General features: G+C 65.5%; 9 protein-coding genes. 8 read left to right on the top strand and 1 reads right to left on the bottom strand.

What is annotated here, in order from left to right:
- Positions 1-30: 30 nt before the first annotated feature.
- Both ACLIMP_RS16325 and ACLIMP_RS16320 read left to right on the top strand, forming a co-directional pair.
- Positions 31-1,023: a family 43 glycosylhydrolase gene (locus ACLIMP_RS16325; RefSeq protein ID WP_324699154.1), complete on the top strand. Its 993-nt coding sequence runs from the start codon at positions 31-33 to the stop codon at positions 1,021-1,023.
- Positions 1,020-1,985, top strand: coding sequence for a glycoside hydrolase family 43 protein (locus ACLIMP_RS16320; protein WP_324699156.1), 966 nt, complete (start codon positions 1,020-1,022; stop codon positions 1,983-1,985). The genes ACLIMP_RS16325 and ACLIMP_RS16320 overlap by 4 nt, the downstream gene beginning before the upstream one ends.
- A 104-nt stretch (positions 1,986-2,089) precedes the next feature.
- Here ACLIMP_RS16320 and ACLIMP_RS16315 read toward each other — a convergent pair whose 3' ends face one another.
- Positions 2,090-5,056 carry a TonB-dependent receptor gene (locus tag ACLIMP_RS16315; RefSeq protein ID WP_443478550.1) on the bottom strand — a complete coding sequence of 989 codons (2,967 nt, stop codon included), beginning with the start codon at positions 5,054-5,056 and terminating at the stop codon, positions 2,090-2,092.
- Between the two features lie 286 nt (positions 5,057-5,342).
- On the opposite strand from ACLIMP_RS16315, the gene ACLIMP_RS16310 reads away from it, so the two are divergent.
- From ACLIMP_RS16310 to ACLIMP_RS16285, 6 genes are all read left to right on the top strand, one after another.
- Positions 5,343-6,557 (top strand): rhamnogalacturonan acetylesterase, encoded by a 1,215-nt coding sequence (locus tag ACLIMP_RS16310; RefSeq protein WP_324699158.1) that lies wholly within the window; start codon positions 5,343-5,345, stop codon positions 6,555-6,557.
- Between the two features lie 4 nt (positions 6,558-6,561).
- A complete protein-coding gene (locus ACLIMP_RS16305) occupies positions 6,562-8,109 on the top strand; it encodes a rhamnogalacturonidase (RefSeq protein WP_443478549.1) in 1,548 nt (515 codons plus the stop codon).
- Between the two features lie 109 nt (positions 8,110-8,218).
- The gene (locus ACLIMP_RS16300; RefSeq protein WP_054436129.1) at positions 8,219-8,512 is read left to right on the top strand and encodes an L-rhamnose mutarotase; all 294 of its coding nucleotides are present in this window, start codon (positions 8,219-8,221) and stop codon (positions 8,510-8,512) included.
- A 4-nt stretch (positions 8,513-8,516) separates the two neighbouring features.
- Entirely contained in the window at positions 8,517-11,555 is a 3,039-nt protein-coding gene (locus tag ACLIMP_RS16295; protein WP_324699159.1) for a glycoside hydrolase family 35 protein, read from the top strand.
- Positions 11,556-11,617: 62 nt separating this feature from the next.
- Entirely contained in the window at positions 11,618-12,733 is a 1,116-nt protein-coding gene (gene bglB, locus ACLIMP_RS16290; protein ID WP_054436126.1) for a beta-galactosidase BglB, read from the top strand.
- A 2-nt stretch (positions 12,734-12,735) separates the two neighbouring features.
- Complete coding sequence (locus ACLIMP_RS16285; RefSeq protein WP_243692714.1) at positions 12,736-15,204, top strand: glycosyl hydrolase 115 family protein; 2,469 nt, start codon at positions 12,736-12,738, stop codon at positions 15,202-15,204.
- Positions 15,205-15,249: the final 45 nt, after the last annotated feature.

Genomic DNA, 15,249 nt, shown 5'->3' with positions numbered 1-15,249 from the left:
GAAATTCATTCGACTTTTGGACCGCGCGGCATGATCGGCGCTTCGCTGCTCCTGCTCGCCGCCGCGACCGCTCCGGCCGCCGACGTCGCGCCGAAGCCACTGTTCCGCGATCCGGTGCATGACGGCGCTGCAGATCCCAGCACGGTCTACGATCCCGCCACACGCGAATGGGTGATGTTCTACACGAACCGCCGCGCCGACCTGCCGATGGAGGACGAAAAGGACGTGCGCTGGGTCCACGGCACCGCGATCGGCACCGCGCGGTCGAAAGACGGCGTGCACTGGCGCTACGGCGGCACCGCCTCGATCCCCACTAGTTGCACCGGCGAAACGCTGTGGGCGCCGGATATCGAGCGTTTCAACGGTGAGTGGCACATGTGGCTGACGGTCGTACCCGGCGTGTTCCGCGACTGGAACGCCCCGCGCTTCATCGTCCATCTCACCAGCCCCGACCTGAAATCGTGGACATGCGGCGACCGTCTCGATCTCGGTTCGGACAGGGTGATCGACGCCAGTGTCGTCGCGCTGCCGGAGGGCGGCTACCGCCTGTTCTTCAATGACGAGCGCATGGGCAAGGCGATCCGCACGGCGGACAGCAAGGATCTCGTCCACTGGAGCGTGAAGGACCGCCTCACCGCGACCCCCGGCGAAGGCCCCAAGGCGTTCCGGTGGAAAGGCCGCTGGTGGCTGGTTTCCGACGCCTGGAAGGGGCTGCTCGTCATGCGCAGCGATGACGGCAAGCAATGGACCACCCAGCCCGGCCACATCCTTGCCACGCCCGGACAGGCACCGACCGACCGCGCCAAGGGCCAGCATCCCGATGTGATCGTCTCGGAGGGCCGTGCCTATATCGTCTACTTCGTGCATCAGGGCGGCGAGGACGAGGCAAAGGCAAACCCCGACTGGAACCGCCGCAGCGTGCTCCAGATCGCGGAACTGAAGGAGAAGGACGGAGTGATCGCCGTGGACCGTGACAGCGCTACCCACGTAAAACTCGTGCCGCCGAAGGAAGCGCGCCGATGAACCCGCTGCTTGACCGCCGCGCGCTCTGCCTGGGCGCGGCCGCACTGGCCGGCTGCGCGACCACGCGCACCGGCACGGTGGAACCGGCAGGTCCGCTGCTCTTCGCCTATTTCAGCACCGGCAAGGGCGAGGCGGACGGGCTGAAACTGGCGGTGAGCGAGGACGGCTTCACCTTCCGCACGCTCGGCGGGGGCAAGCCCTTCCTCGTGCCGCAGGTCGGCGAGAAGAAGCTCCTGCGCGATCCCTTCCTCTGGCGCGGCGAGGGACCGGATGCGCCCTGGCATTGCATCTGGACCACGGCGTGGGAGGGCGTGACGATAGGCCATGCAACCACGCGCGATTTCGTGAACTGGACACCCCAGCGCGCGATCCCGGTCATGGCCGCCGTTCCCGGCACCCGCAACTGCTGGGCGCCCGAGGCGATCTACGATCCCGCCACGCGCCGCACGGTGATCTTCTGGTCCAGCACCGTGGAAGGCCGCTTTCGCGAAACCGCCGGCACATCCGAAGGCGGCTACAACCACCGGCTCTGGTACACCACCACCGCCGACTTCGAGAGCTTTGCCCCGGCGCAAGTGCTCTATGACCCCGGCTTCAGCGTGATCGACGGTACGTTCTCTCATGCGCCGAACGGCGGACTCTGGCTGGTGGTCAAGGACGAGACCCTGAACCCGCCCCGCAAATGGCTGCGCGCCGCATCCGCGCGCGGGCCTCTCGGACCGTTCGCACCGCTCGGCGAGCCGTTCACGCCGCCTTGGGTGGAAGGCCCGATGACGGCGCAGGCCGGCGCGGAACTGGTCTGCTACTACGATGTCTATCGCGATGGCCGCTGGGGCGCGAAGACCACGCGCGACATGGTGACCTGGCATGACGTCAGCGACCGGCTCGTCATGCCGCAAGGCGCACGTCACGGTTCCCTTGTGCGGATCGACCGCAGGCTGCTCTCCGCGCTCGAAACCTGAACAGACGAATCCTGAACAGAGAGGGCCTGAAAAAGCGGCTCCCGGGTGGAGGACCCGGGAGCCTTCAGTTCCGGCGTGGGAGGGCCCCGCCGAGGTCGTCAAATTCAGAATTTCACATTCACGCCTGCCGAAATCGTCCGGCCGACGCGGGTCTGGAACAGCGTGTCCTGCCGCTGGCTGTCGGTGTAGAGGCTGTTCTGCTCGTCCGTGAGGTTGGTGCCCTCGACGATCAGCTTGATGCTGTCCGAGATGTTGTAGGAAGCCGAGGCATCGACGAACACGGTCGAGCGGTTGCCCACCAGATCGCTGCCCGGCGAGGCAGGAATGCCGCGAATGAACGGCCCGCGATAGTTCACGGTGCCGCGGATCGAGAACTTGCTGTCTTCCCAATAGAGCGTTCCCGACGCCGTATCCTTGGACAGGCCGACCAGATCGTCCTTGGTCGTCTCGGTGCAGACGCCCTCGGAACTGACGAGGCAGTAATTGATCTTCGACATCACGTGCGTGTAGTTCGCCAGAACGCCGAAGTGGCTGATGAAGCCGGACACGAAGTTGAACGGGAGCTGCGCGTTCAGTTCGATGCCCTTCAACTTGCCGCCCGGCGTGTTGGTGGGCGTGGCGATGTTGAATTCTTCGTCCGGCGTGGTGTTGCTGCCCGTGAGCAGTTCGACCGGAAGGCCCAGTTCGTTGAATGGAATCAGCGAGTTCACGTTCTGGACGTAGGTCTTGATGTCCTTGTAGAAGAAGGCCGCCGAGATCAGCGATCCGGGGCGGAAGTACCATTCCACGGCCGCATCGAAGGTGTTGGCGCGGATGGGCTTGAGGTAGGGATTGCCCAGCGAGCCCGACCGGGTCACGGCATTGATCGTCACCGTAGGCGCCAGCACGGTCAACGCCGGGCGGGACATGACCTTCGCGGCAGAGAAACGCAGCAGCAGGTTCTGGACCGGCTCCACCACGATATTCGCGGATGGCAGCCAATCGTCATAGCTGCGCGTCGCGGAACGATACTGACCGGACAGGCCCGTGGGCGAAGTTGCGTCCGAAAGGTTGAGATAGCCCGAGGAGCGCTGCGAGGTGTGGATGTATCGCACGCCCACGTCGCCGCGCAGGCCGATGCCCACGGCGTCCGTCAGGTCGAACGTTCCCATCGCGAAGGCGCTGGTCTCCTCCTCCCTGACGGCGGGATTGATCTCGCCGCAGCCGGTGCAGGTGCGCGCGTCGAAAAGATTGTAGGTATCGGCCAGCTTCTGCCAGTCCAGCGTCGCCCAGCTCGCCGGCGCGCCGTGACCCCAAAGACTGTCCACCCCGGTGATCTGGGTCGTCAGGTCGGCAAGCGAAACCCCGGCCGGCAGCGCCTGAACCAGCGTATCGGCCGTATAGTAAGTCGTCAGGCGCTGCTTGAAGTCACTGGACCTGTACTGGCCTCCGAAATGAAGCTTGAAGGCGTCGGAAAATTCGTAATGGGCGTTCCATTCGGCCATCAGGCCGTTGGTGGTATTGGTGCCAGGCTTGCCCTGAAGACTGAACCCGCCGGTGACGACACCCGCGCCCGGTGTGGGACCATAGAGGAAGTTGTTCGGGTCGGACACGTCGAAGCCGAAGCCCAGCACCGGCGTGCGCCCGCCTCCGGTATAGTCGATCGAGAAATTGTCGGTGTCCAGCGCATCCATGAAGTACTGCATGCGGACCTTGTCCTTCCAGACCGAACGGTTGAGGCCAAATCTGGCATCGACCGTCAGCCTGTCGGTGAAGCGGTGCATGAAGTTGAGATTCATCTGCTTGAAGGTCGTCGAATATTTCGAATGAAGACCTTCCGAGCGAACGTCCACGCCATCGAGCAGGGCATATTCGACCGAGCCCAGGTCCGAGAGTTGCACGTCTTTGAGCGACATCATCGGATAGCCCTGGTTCGACGCGGAACGGCCGAACGAGATCGCCTCGATGTAGTTGTCGTCCCGCGTGACGTTGAAGCGCGAATAGAGCATGTCGAGCGAGATGTCGGTGTCGTCGTCGGGCTTGTACTGCAGGGTCAGCGTGCCGCCGATGCGCTCCTGCGTCTGCTGCGAGTTCAGGTAGCGCGGAATACGCGGGAAGAACGCGCCGCTGCCGGGGGTGTTCGGCATATCGTCGCGCCGGGCATCATAGACGGTCTGATAGGCAGCGGGATCGCTTGTGCGTGGATTGCCTGTGGAGCAGTTGGCGGCATCGGCCCCGGTCGTCGCGCTGTTTGCCGGGCTTTGCGGCGTGAAGCCGACGGGTGAGCAGAACATGCCGTTCTGGTTGGCCGAAAGGATGTCCACCGCCGAATAGCCCACTTCGCGCGTGTGGCGCTTCTGGTAGGCGAGCGAGCCGAGAATGCCGAAGCCGCTGTCCCCGAATTGCTTGGAAACGAGCGCCGATGCGCGTGGATCGACCTTCTTCGACAGTTCGTTCCACACGCCGCGAGCCGTGGCGGAAAACACGAAATCCTTGGCCTGGTCCATCGGCCTCGGAGCGCTGAGATCCACCGTGGCGCCGAGCGACCCCTCCTCGATATCGGCCGAAGGAGTTTTGCGCACGGTCAGCGCCGAGAAGATTTCTGTCGGGAACACGTTGAAGTCGAAGCTGCGCCCGTTGTTGCCTGCGCCGTAGATATCCGAACCGCCGGTCTGCGCGGCAGCTTCCATGCCGTTGATCCGCACGCGGGTGAAATCGGCGCCGAGGCCGCGCACGGAGATGTTCTTGCCTTCGCCGCCGTCACCGCGCTGAAGTGCCACGCCGGGAATTCGCTGCATCGACTCCGCAAGGTTGGAATCGGGGAACTTGCCGAGGTCTTCGGCCTTGATGGTGTCGATCGCGGCCGTTTCCACGCGCTTGTCGGCCAATGCCGCATTCAGCGAGGCGCGAAAACCGGTGACGATGATTTCCGAAGTGCTGGGGGAATCGCTGGCCCGGGAGGTGTCCTGCCCGGCAGCGGCCGCACCGTCCTGCGCAAAGGCCGAAAGCGGCAGCGTGACAAGAAATGCCGCAACCAGCGCCGGCGCGGAGACGCGGCTGCGCATGACGGATTTCGAGAAAGCCCTTCCCATTTCCTCACTCCCAATTTTTGTTCTTGTTTCGAACATTACCCACTATGTGGGATTGAGTTTTACATTATACGACATTTTCGCTCAGTTCCAGTCAAAATCGCTACCGATCCGATGGGCGGCCGGCGATTCCACGCAGCAGCGGTGCATTTCATCGCAAGACGCGGCCAAATAGCAGCGCTCGCCGCGATTGACTCTCCTTCATCCCGATATATGCCGTAATAAATCGCCATGTGGGATATTCCGCTGATAATCGATGCAGCCGGAAACCCAGGAGAGGATCATCCCAATGCCCTTGAGTCCGGCTCTCGCCCTAGTCCTGACCGCGAGCGTGGCGGCCAGTCCCACGATAGACATCGACCTCGGCGGCAGGTCGCCCGAGCAGATGCCGGTATACCGCGCCGGCGGATCCGGGGTGGAGCGGCGCGATGAATCGGGTGAATTTCTCTACTCGGTGGCGCTGCCCGAGGGCTTGTACCGGGTCACCCTGACCCTGGGCGACAGGCGCAGCGCCGGACGCACCACCGTGAAGACCGAAAGCCGCCGCCTGGTCCTGCGCGACGTCGCAACCCGGCGCGGGCAGACGGTAACACGTAGCTTTCTTGTCGATGTGCGCAACGCACGTCTCCCGGCCCAGCCTGCCGGCGCCCCCCGGTTCGGCCAGACCGTGCTGCTGGACGAGCGCGACCTCGCCAGTTTCAGCTGGGATGACAAGCTGACATTCGAGTTCCTCGGCCAGCCCCGCGTCTCGGCGATCCACATCGAGCCCGCCAAGGCCCCGCGCCTGTTCCTCGCCGGCGATTCGACCGTGGCCGACCAGTACACCGAGCCCTTCACGAGTTGGGGCCAGATGCTGCCCGCGATGCTGGACGATCGCGTTGCCGTTGCCAATCACGCCAAGTCGGGCGCGACTCTGAAGTCGTTCATCGCCCAACTCCGTTTCTCCAAGCTCCTGACCCAGATGCAGGAAGGCGACTGGCTGTTCATCCAGTTCGGCCACAACGACCAGAAGGCCGAGTGGCCGATGACCTATCTCGATCCCGAACTGACTTACCCTTCCTATTTGCGCAGCTATATCGCCGAAGTCCGCCGCAGAGGCGTTCATCCGGTGCTGGTGACTTCGCCCGAGCGGCGCAATTTCGACGATGCCGGCAGGATCAAGGACACGCTCGGCGCCTATGCCGCGGCAGTGCGCAAGGTTGCGGCGGAAGAGAACGTGCCGCTGATCGATCTCAACCGGGACAGCATCGCGATCATGCAGGCGCTCGGCCCGGACATCTCGCCCCGCGCTTTCGCCGATAATGGCAAGGACAGGACGCACAACAACAACTACGGCGCCTGGCTCTTCGCCGCCGCCATCGCCCGGCAGGTGCGCGAGAAGATCCCCGAACTGGCGCCCAATGTCGTGCCGGGGAACTTCGATCCCGCGCATCCGCCTCTGCCCGAAGCCTTGCCGATCGCGCCGAGCATCTCGCTCGAGGAAAGCAAGCCGGAAGGGAGTTGAGCCGATGGACCTTCCCCGTCGCATGTTCTCCGGCCTCTGCATGGCAGGAGCACTGACGCCGCTGATGCCCCGGGCCGCACTCGGGGCTGAAGGCCGCTTCGACGTGCGCCATTTCGGCGCAAAGGGCGACGGGACGGCCATCGACAGTCCGGCCTTCAATGCCGCAATCGCCGAGGCCGCACGCCGAGGCGGCACGGTGCTGGTTCCGGCGGGCCGCTATCTCTGTTTCTCGATCCGCCTGCAAAGCCGCATCAGGATCGTGTTCGAACAGGGCGCCACGATCGTGGCCGCCGACCCCGCGCTTCATGGCGGCAGCTACGATCTGCCCGAACCTGCCCCCGGCCTCTACCAGGACTTTGGCCATAGCCACTGGCGCAACAGCCTGATCTGGGGCGAAGACATTGAGGACATGGCCATTGAAGGCCCCGGCCTGATCCATGGGCTTGGTCTCACCCGCGATGGGCCCGGCGCACGCTGGAAAGCGCAGACCGGCGAGCGGCCGCTTTCGATGCAGGGCATGAGCGAAAGGGATATCGCCGACCTCGAACCCGCCGTGGCGGCGATGCAGGGGCTCGGCAACAAGGCCATTGCGCTGAAACGGGGGCGCAATATCCGGTTGTCCGGCTTCACCGTGCTGAAAGGCGGGCACTTCGCCATTCTCGCCACCGGCACCAGCGCCTTGCTGATCGAAAGCCTCACCATCGACACGGACCGGGACGGCATCGACCTGGACTGCGTGAAAGACACCCTTGTGCGTGGCTGCAAGGTCAATTCGCCCAATGACGACGGCATCGTCGTGAAGTCCAGCCTGGCGCTGAGCGAACCGCTCCCCGCCGAAAACGTGTTGATCCGCGACTGCGCCGTCTCCGGCTATGACATGGGTACGATGCTGGACGGCACCCATGGAACCGCGCAGCACATCGCGCCCGACCGCGATCGCGTTACCGGTAGGATCAAGCTCGGCACGGAAAGCAACGGCGGTTATCGCAATGTCGTGGTTCAGGACTGCACTTTCACCCGCTGCCGGGGCCTCGCGCTGGAGACCGTGGACGGCGGGGTGATGGAGAACGTCGTCGCAAGCCGTCTCACCATGCGGGACGTGACCACCGCCCCCCTTTTCGTGAGACTGGGAGACCGGCGGCGCGGGCCGGACGGCACCGGCGTGGGCGCGGTGCGCCGCGTGGTCATATCGGAGATCGACGCAAGGGGAATCGACCCGCGCTTTCCTGCAACTTTCGCGGGCCTTGCCGGACACCCTATCGAATCGATCGAGATGCGCGACATCCACCTCGTTTACGGCGAGGCCGGAAAAAGACGCGATTCTGCGCCCGCACCCGTCCGGCAAGTGCCTGAACTTGCAGGGGCCTACCCCGAACCCAGCATGTTCGGGGTGCTCCCGGCATGGGCGCTCTGGGTCCGCCATGTGGAACGCCTGACTGTCGACAAGTTCCACGCCGAAACGATCCTGAAGGACGTCCGCGCGCCGATCCGGCTCGAAAACGTGGCATTTCCGCGCTTTTCGAACACACTCCTCCGGCAGAATGGCGATTGACGGACGCGTGCGGAGCAGTTACCAAATAACGGCATTGATATCCACATAATGGAACAAATGGGAGAATGGAGTGCTGGATACTGGGACGGGGTCGATCCACGCCTTCAGGATGCAGTTGAAGCCCGGCACGGTTGAGGAATACCGCCGCCGTCACGACGCGATCTGGCCGGAACTCTCCGCGCTGCTGACCGAGGCAGGCATCCGTGACTATTCGATCTTCCTGGACGAGGACAGCCTTGCCCTCTTCGCCGTGCTGCGCGTCCTGCCGGACAATAGCCGCGAAGCCCTGCCCGACCACCCGGTGATGCGCCGCTGGTGGGACTATATGGCGCCGCTGATGGAAGTGGAGCCTGGCAACCGCCCGGTCGAGCGCTCGCTCCCGCTCATGTTCCATATGGATTGAGCCGATGAAGCGCGCTTTCCTCACCGCCCTGCTGCTTTCCGCCGTTCCGATTGCCTCGCCCTCGGCCGCATCGGCACAGGACGCGAAGCAGACCGCCGACCTTTCCGCCCCGGCCCGGACCTTCGGCCGCGTCTCGTTCGATGCGCGATCGCTGATGATCGACGGCAAGCGGCAAGTGATCTGGTCGGGCGAGTTTCACCCCTTCCGACTGCCCAGCCCCGACCTCTGGCGGGACGTGCTGCAGAAGATGAAGGCCAGCGGGTTCAACACCGTCGCGCTCTATTTCGACTGGGGCTACCACTCGCCCAGGCAGGGCGTCTACGATTTCAGCGGAATTCGCGACCTCGACCGCCTGCTGACGATGGCTGAGGAAGAGGGCCTGTGGGTGATGACCCGCGCCGGGCCTTATGTGAACGCGGAACTGTCGCGCGGCGGTTTTCCGGGCTGGCTGGTCAACCAGAAGGCCCGCGCCCGCACCGACGATCCGGAGTATCTCGCCGCAGCCGACGAGTGGCTGACGCAGATCAACGCGATCATTGCCCGCCACCAGATCAACGGCGATGGCAAAGGTCATAAGGGATCGGTGATCCTCCACCAGATCGAGAACGAACTGGCGCTGACCACCCCCGCGCAGCGCCGCTACATGGACCACCTCTATGCCAAGGCGCGTGCCGACGGCATTACCGTACCGATCTTCCACAACGATCAGGGCCGCAACGGCTACTGGGTGCCGGAAGGCTCGCCCGTCGACAAAGTCGTCCACGGCCCCAACGACATGTATGCGTTCGACGGTTACCCCGGCGGCACCTGCACCGTGGAAGGCAAGCCGACGCGCAGCGTGGCTGCGCCGGACTGGGGCTTCTACGGCCCCGGCGGCGCCAAGGGTGGCGCCTCCGCTTCGCCGAAAACGCCCGGATTCCTGGCCGAATTCGGCGGCGGCTGGTTCGATTACTGGGGTTCCAACGGCGGCTACGAATGCAACGCGGTGCAGCGGGGCAAGCGATTCCAGCGGGTGTTCTACGGCACCAATCTGGCCAACGGCATCGGCATCCAGAGCTTCTACATGACCTATGGCGGCACCAGCTGGGGCTGGCTTCCGGCCCCGGTGGTGTTCACCAGCTACGACTATGGCGCCGCCATTTCCGAGGCGCGGAACCTGCGCGAAAAGGCGCTGGAGATGAAGCAGCTGGGCGGGCTCATCGCCTCCGTCCCGGACCTTGCGGGCATGATCCCGGCGGGCGCGCCTGAGGCCTCTTCGCCCAACATCCAGATCTACCACAACAAGAGCCCGGAGACCGACGCGCGCTTCCTGCTGGTGGCGCACAAGCCGTCGAACGGGCAGACCGACGACAGCTTCACCGTCACCGCCGCCCTGCCCGACGGGCGATATACTTTTCCGATACGTCTCAATGGCTTCGATGCCAAGTGGCTGGTCGCGGGTGTGAACCTTGGCGGGCAGCGGCTGGTCTATTCGACCTCCGAACTGCAATCGGCATCGAAGGCGGGAACCGCCGATCTCCTGCTGCTCTACGGCCGTGCCGGGGAGCCGGGCGAGACCGTGCTGCGCTATGCCTCGGCCCCCAAAATCACGGTTCTGGAAGGCGCGGCAGAAACCGCCTTCAACGACACCAAGGGCGACCTGAAAGTCACCTACACGCACGCCAGTGGTCAGGCAGGCCGCACCGTGCTGCGCCTGACCGGCGGCGGGCGCGGCGACCTGATCCTGATCCTTGCCGGCGAGGCCGAAGCCACCCGCTACACCCGCGCCGACACCGCTGCCGGACCCGTTCTCGTTCGCGGTCCGCAGCTGGTCCGTCACGCGTCGCTCAAATCCGGCGCGCTGGCGCTGACCGGCGACACCGGCGAAGAGGGCAATCTCGAAGTCTGGGCGCCCGGTGCCGTTCGCGCGCTGTCATGGAATGGCGCCCGTGTCCCTGCCAAGGCATCTGCCGTTGGCAGCATCTCCTCCACCGCGCCCTTGCCCGGCCCTGTCCCCGTCGTGCTTCCCGCCCTCACCGGCTGGCGCATGGCCAAGGGTTCGCCGGAGGCCGATCCGAAATTCGACGACAGCGGTTGGCAGGCCGTGGGCGGTAATCGTCCCAATGCGACCATCACCCAGCGCCCTGACGGCCAGCCGAACATGGCGATGGATGCCTATGGCTTCCACGAGGGCGACGTCTGGTATCGCGGCAAGTTCGAGGGCAATGCCGGGGCGAAAACCGTCTCGCTGTTCTACGGCGCCGGCGGCTCTGGGCTGGTGCAGGCCTGGCTGGACGGCAAGTTCATCGGCGAGGCCGAGACGCCGAGTGGCCTCCCCCGCCCGATCACCACCGGCACCGTCACCTTGGACCTGCCGCCCGAAGCGCAGGCGGACGGAAGCCATGTGCTTTCGGTGATGGTGCGCAACAACGGCCATAACTGGGACCTCGATTCCGACGACTTCCACAAGGAAGCGCGCGGGCTGATCTCCGCGTCGATCTCGCAGCCCGGCGGGCGCAGCTTCGCGGTGCCGATCGCGTGGAAGATCCAGGGCCAGCGCGGCGGCGAGGACTTGGCCGACCCCGTGCGCGGCCCCGCCAACAACGGCGGTCTCCATGGCGAGCGCATGGGCTGGCACCTGCCGCTGTTCGACGACAGCCGGTGGTCTGCCGCGCAAGTTCCGGCAAGCAGCGCCAATCCCGGCACGACATGGTATCGCACCACCTTCGACCTGGCCGTGCCCAAGGGGCAGGACGCCACCATCGCGCTGGCCTTCGGCGATACCGAAACCCCGCGCTCGGCCGCGAAATACCGCGTTCTGATCTTCGTCAACGGCTGGAACATGGGCCAGTTCATCGCCCATGTCGGCCCGCAGCGCGTGTTCCCCATCCCCGAGGGTATCCTCAGCCACCACGGCACCAACCACGTGGCGCTGGCCGTGACGAGCGACGGCGCCCCCGGCGATGCGCTGGAGGCGGTAAAACTTGTCACCCTGCACAACGCGCGCGGCGGCATTGCCGTGAAGACGGTGCCCGCCCCCCAGACACCGGCAGAGCTCAAATGAGCCGCCAGCCCCTTATCCGGCGCTCCGCGAGCGCCACCAGAACCATGACCAGGAGACCTTAATTGGCCGCGCTAACGCACGATATTCCGCGCGCGAATATCACCGACGCCATCGGCAAGCTGATGCACAACCTCGTCCATATCAAGGACGAGACCGGCGAATTCCTGCTCCGCCTCGAAGATGGCCGCGTGATCGACACCAAGGGCTGGGCCGGTTGGGAATGGACCCACGGCGTCGGCCTGTTCGGCATGTGGCGCTATTTCGAGCAGACCGGCGATGAGACCGCGCTGAACATCATCCGCCAGTGGTTCGAGGACCGCTTCGCCGAAGGCACGCCCACCAAGAACATCAACACGGTGGCGCCCTTCATCACCCTCGCCTACCTTTACGAACTGGACGGCGATCCCAGCTACATCCCCTATCTCGATACCTGGGCCGAATGGCTGATGGCGCCGGACGGACTGCCCAAGACCGAGGAAGGCGGCTTCCAGCACATCGTCTACAACGATGAGAACCCCGGCGAACTGTGGGACGACACGCTGATGATGAGCGTGCTGCCGCTGGCCAAGATCGGCCTGCTGCTGGACCGCCCGCACTATATCGAGGAAGCCAAGCGCCAGTTCCTCGTCCACATCAAGTATCTGGCAGATCGCAAGACCGGCCTGTGGTTCCACGGATGGGACTTCAACGGACGCCACAACTTTGCCGAGGCGCTCTGGGCGCGCGGCAACTGCTGGGTGACGATCGCCATTCCCGAGATCATCGAACTGCTCGATCTCGAACCGGGCGATGCTTTCCGCTCGTTCCTGATCGACACGCTGGCCGCGCAGGTCCGCACCCTGGCCGCCACGCAGGATGGCGACACCGGCCTGTGGCACACGCTGATCGACGATCCCACCAGTTACCTCGAAGCCTCCGCCACGGCGGGCTTCGCCTATGGCATCCTGAAGGCCGTCCGCAAGGGTTACCTCCCGCGCGAATACGAGGCGGTGGGCATCAAGGCGGTGCGCGGCGTGCTGGCCAATATCGACGATGCCGGCGAGCTTCAGCAGGTCAGCTTCGGCACGGCGATGGGCGACAGCCTGCAGTTCTACAAGGACATCGCCCTCACCTCCATGCCGTACGGTCAGAGCCTGGCGATCTGCGCTCTGGCCGAGTTCCTGCGGACCTACATCTGACGATGCGCGGCGTTTCCGCCCTTGCCCTGGCTGCGACCATGCTGGTCGGCGCGCCGGTAAGGGCGGAAACGCCGGAACTGGTGCGCTTTGCCTATTCCCGAGGCGATTTTGCGCTCGCGCAAAACGGCCGGACGGCGCGGATCGTCACCGCGCCGCAGGATCACGAACTCGTCCGCATCGCCGCCGAAGGGCTGCGCGCGGACCTTGCGGCAGTGACCGGCCAGCCCGCGAGCAAGGCGGATATGGCCGCGTCCGGCGCGCAAGTCTGGATCGGCACGCTGGGCCGCAATCCTGCCATCGACCGGCTGGTTTCCAGCGGCAGGATCGACGCGGCGAAGCTGAAGGGCGCCTGGGAAAGCTTCCTGATCGTGCCCCTGTCCGATCCCGCGCCCGGCATCCGGCAGGCGCTGGTGATCGTGGGCAGCGACCGGCGCGGCACCGCCTATGGCGCTTACGAACTGTCCCGCGCCATCGGCGTATCGCCGTGGCACTGGTGGGCGGACGTGCCGCCCGAACATCACGATGGCCTTTTCGTTGCCGCCGGAACCCGCCGTTTCGGCCCGCCTTCGGTGCAGTATCGCGGCATCTTCATCAATGACGAGGACTGGGGCCTCGTGCCCTGGGCTCAGGGTGCCTTCCCCGGCGAGCCCGCGCCGGGCCCCGGGACTTACGAGAAAGTCTTCGACCTGCTGCTGCGGCTCAGGGCCAACACGCTCTGGCCCGCGATGCACAAGGCCAGCCGCGCCTTCAACGCCGATCCCGCCAATGCCGCGCTGGCCGAACGCTACGGCGTGGTCATGGGCACCAGCCACGCCGAGCCCATGCTTCGCAACAACGTGAGCGAATGGACCGGCAGGGCGGAGGATTTCAACTACCTGACCCATCGCGCCGCCATCGGCGAATACTGGCGCGAGCGGGTGCGCGGCCATGCCGCCTACGAAACGATCTGGACGCTGGGCCTGCGCGGCATTCACGACAGCGGCATGATCGGCCCGAACACCGACGAGGAGCGCCGCCGCACCCTCGAACAGGTCTTCGCCGACCAGCGGGACATGCTGGGCCGGGCCGGCCTCGCCGGCGCGCCGCAGGTCTTCACGCCCTACAAGGAAGTTCTGGGCATCTACCGCGCCGGGCTGAAAGTGCCGGACGACGTGACCCTGATGTGGACGGACGACAACTTCGGCTACATCCGCCATTTCCCCGATGCCCCCGAACGGGCGCGCGCGGGCGGCAACGGCATCTACTACCACCTCTCCTACCTTGGCGCGCCGCTCTCCTACCTCTGGCTGTCGACGACGCCGCCCGCGCTGATCCGCGAGGAGATGGGACGTGCCTGGGACATGGGCGCGCGCCGGATGTGGATCGCCAACGCGGGAGACATCAAGCCCGCCGAACTCCAGATCGACTATTTCCTGAGCCTTGCCTGGGACATCGAAGGGACACGCGCCCAGCCGATCGAGACATGGGTGGGACAATGGGCCCAAGATGCGCTTGGCAATGGCACCGGCAAGCAGGCGGCGGCGCTGCTGGGCGATTATTACCGGCTCAACTTCGCGCGCCGCCCCGAACATCTGCAATGGTACCTGCCGGGAGAAAAGCCCCATGCCAGCCCGCTGACCATTGCCGAGGCGGACGAGCGCCTTGCCGGGTTCGCGGCGATGGAGCGGCGAGTGGCCGCGCTTCGCCCGCTGATTCCCCCGGCCCGCGCGGACGCTTTCTTCGAACTGCTGGACTATCCGCTCTCCGCCTCGGCCGCCGCCAATCGCCGCTTCTTCGCTGCCGAGGCCCACGATGCCCTGCGCGATGCCGACCCGGCCGAAAGCTGGCGCCGCGCGCGGATCGCGGCAGAGGCGCAGGAGACCCTCACCGCGCTGACCCGCCGCTACAACCGCGAGGTCGCCGGCGGGAAATGGCGCGGGATCATGGCGGTCGAGCCCGCCGACGGCCAATGGCGCAGCTTCCGCCAGAGCCTGCCGGTAGTGCCCGCCGCGGCCTCGATACCCGATGGGGATGATGCCGGGCGCCCGGCCCCCTCCCCCGCCGCGCCTCTCCCGCTCTTGCGGCCGGACGCATTCACCCGCGCAAAAGGCTGGCGGCTGATTGACGGCCTCGGGCGTAACGGCGCGCTTCTCGCCGCCGGTTCGCCTTCCGCCCCGGCGCGCGCATCCGTCACCCTGCCTGCCGGAAACTGGCGCGCCGTGATCGACCTGCTGCCCGCCTATCCGTCCGACAACGGAGACGTGCTGCGTCTCACCGTCCGCATCGACGGCGCGGCGCAGACCCTCGAAATTCCGCGCCGCACCGGCGACCGGGACTGGGCCATGGCCGTGCTCGACAACCGCATCGCCATGCCGCTCGCCCCAACGCTCGGCGCGGGTCGCCATGAGGTTTCGCTCGAAGCCGGCGATCCCGCCGTGAAGATCGAGGCCATTCGTTTCATACCTGCTGACAAGACAATTACTCCGACTTAATAGTCGAAACCAATCGGTCCGCCCACGAAGGCGAACCGCGCGAAG

The organism is Novosphingobium aeonii, assembly GCF_052279045.1.
Lineage (GTDB): Bacteria > Pseudomonadota > Alphaproteobacteria > Sphingomonadales > Sphingomonadaceae > Novosphingobium.
Note: the sequence above shows the minus strand (reverse complement) of the source record. Positions and strands in the feature narration are given on the sequence as shown.

Bases quoted from the DNA above. Each gene is read 5' to 3' on its own strand.
- ACLIMP_RS16325 (WP_324699154.1), top strand. From the start codon at position 31: ATGATCGGCGCTTCGCTGCTCCTGCTCGCCGCCGCGACCGCTCCGGCC.
- ACLIMP_RS16320 (WP_324699156.1), top strand. From the start codon at position 1,020: ATGAACCCGCTGCTTGACCGCCGCGCGCTCTGCCTGGGCGCGGCCGCA.
- ACLIMP_RS16315 (WP_443478550.1), bottom strand. From the start codon at position 5,056: ATGGGAAGGGCTTTCTCGAAATCCGTCATGCGCAGCCGCGTCTCCGCG.
- ACLIMP_RS16310 (WP_324699158.1), top strand. From the start codon at position 5,343: ATGCCCTTGAGTCCGGCTCTCGCCCTAGTCCTGACCGCGAGCGTGGCG.
- ACLIMP_RS16305 (WP_443478549.1), top strand. From the start codon at position 6,562: ATGGACCTTCCCCGTCGCATGTTCTCCGGCCTCTGCATGGCAGGAGCA.
- ACLIMP_RS16300 (WP_054436129.1), top strand. From the start codon at position 8,219: ATGCAGTTGAAGCCCGGCACGGTTGAGGAATACCGCCGCCGTCACGAC.
- ACLIMP_RS16295 (WP_324699159.1), top strand. From the start codon at position 8,517: ATGAAGCGCGCTTTCCTCACCGCCCTGCTGCTTTCCGCCGTTCCGATT.
- ACLIMP_RS16285 (WP_243692714.1), top strand. From the start codon at position 12,736: ATGCGCGGCGTTTCCGCCCTTGCCCTGGCTGCGACCATGCTGGTCGGC.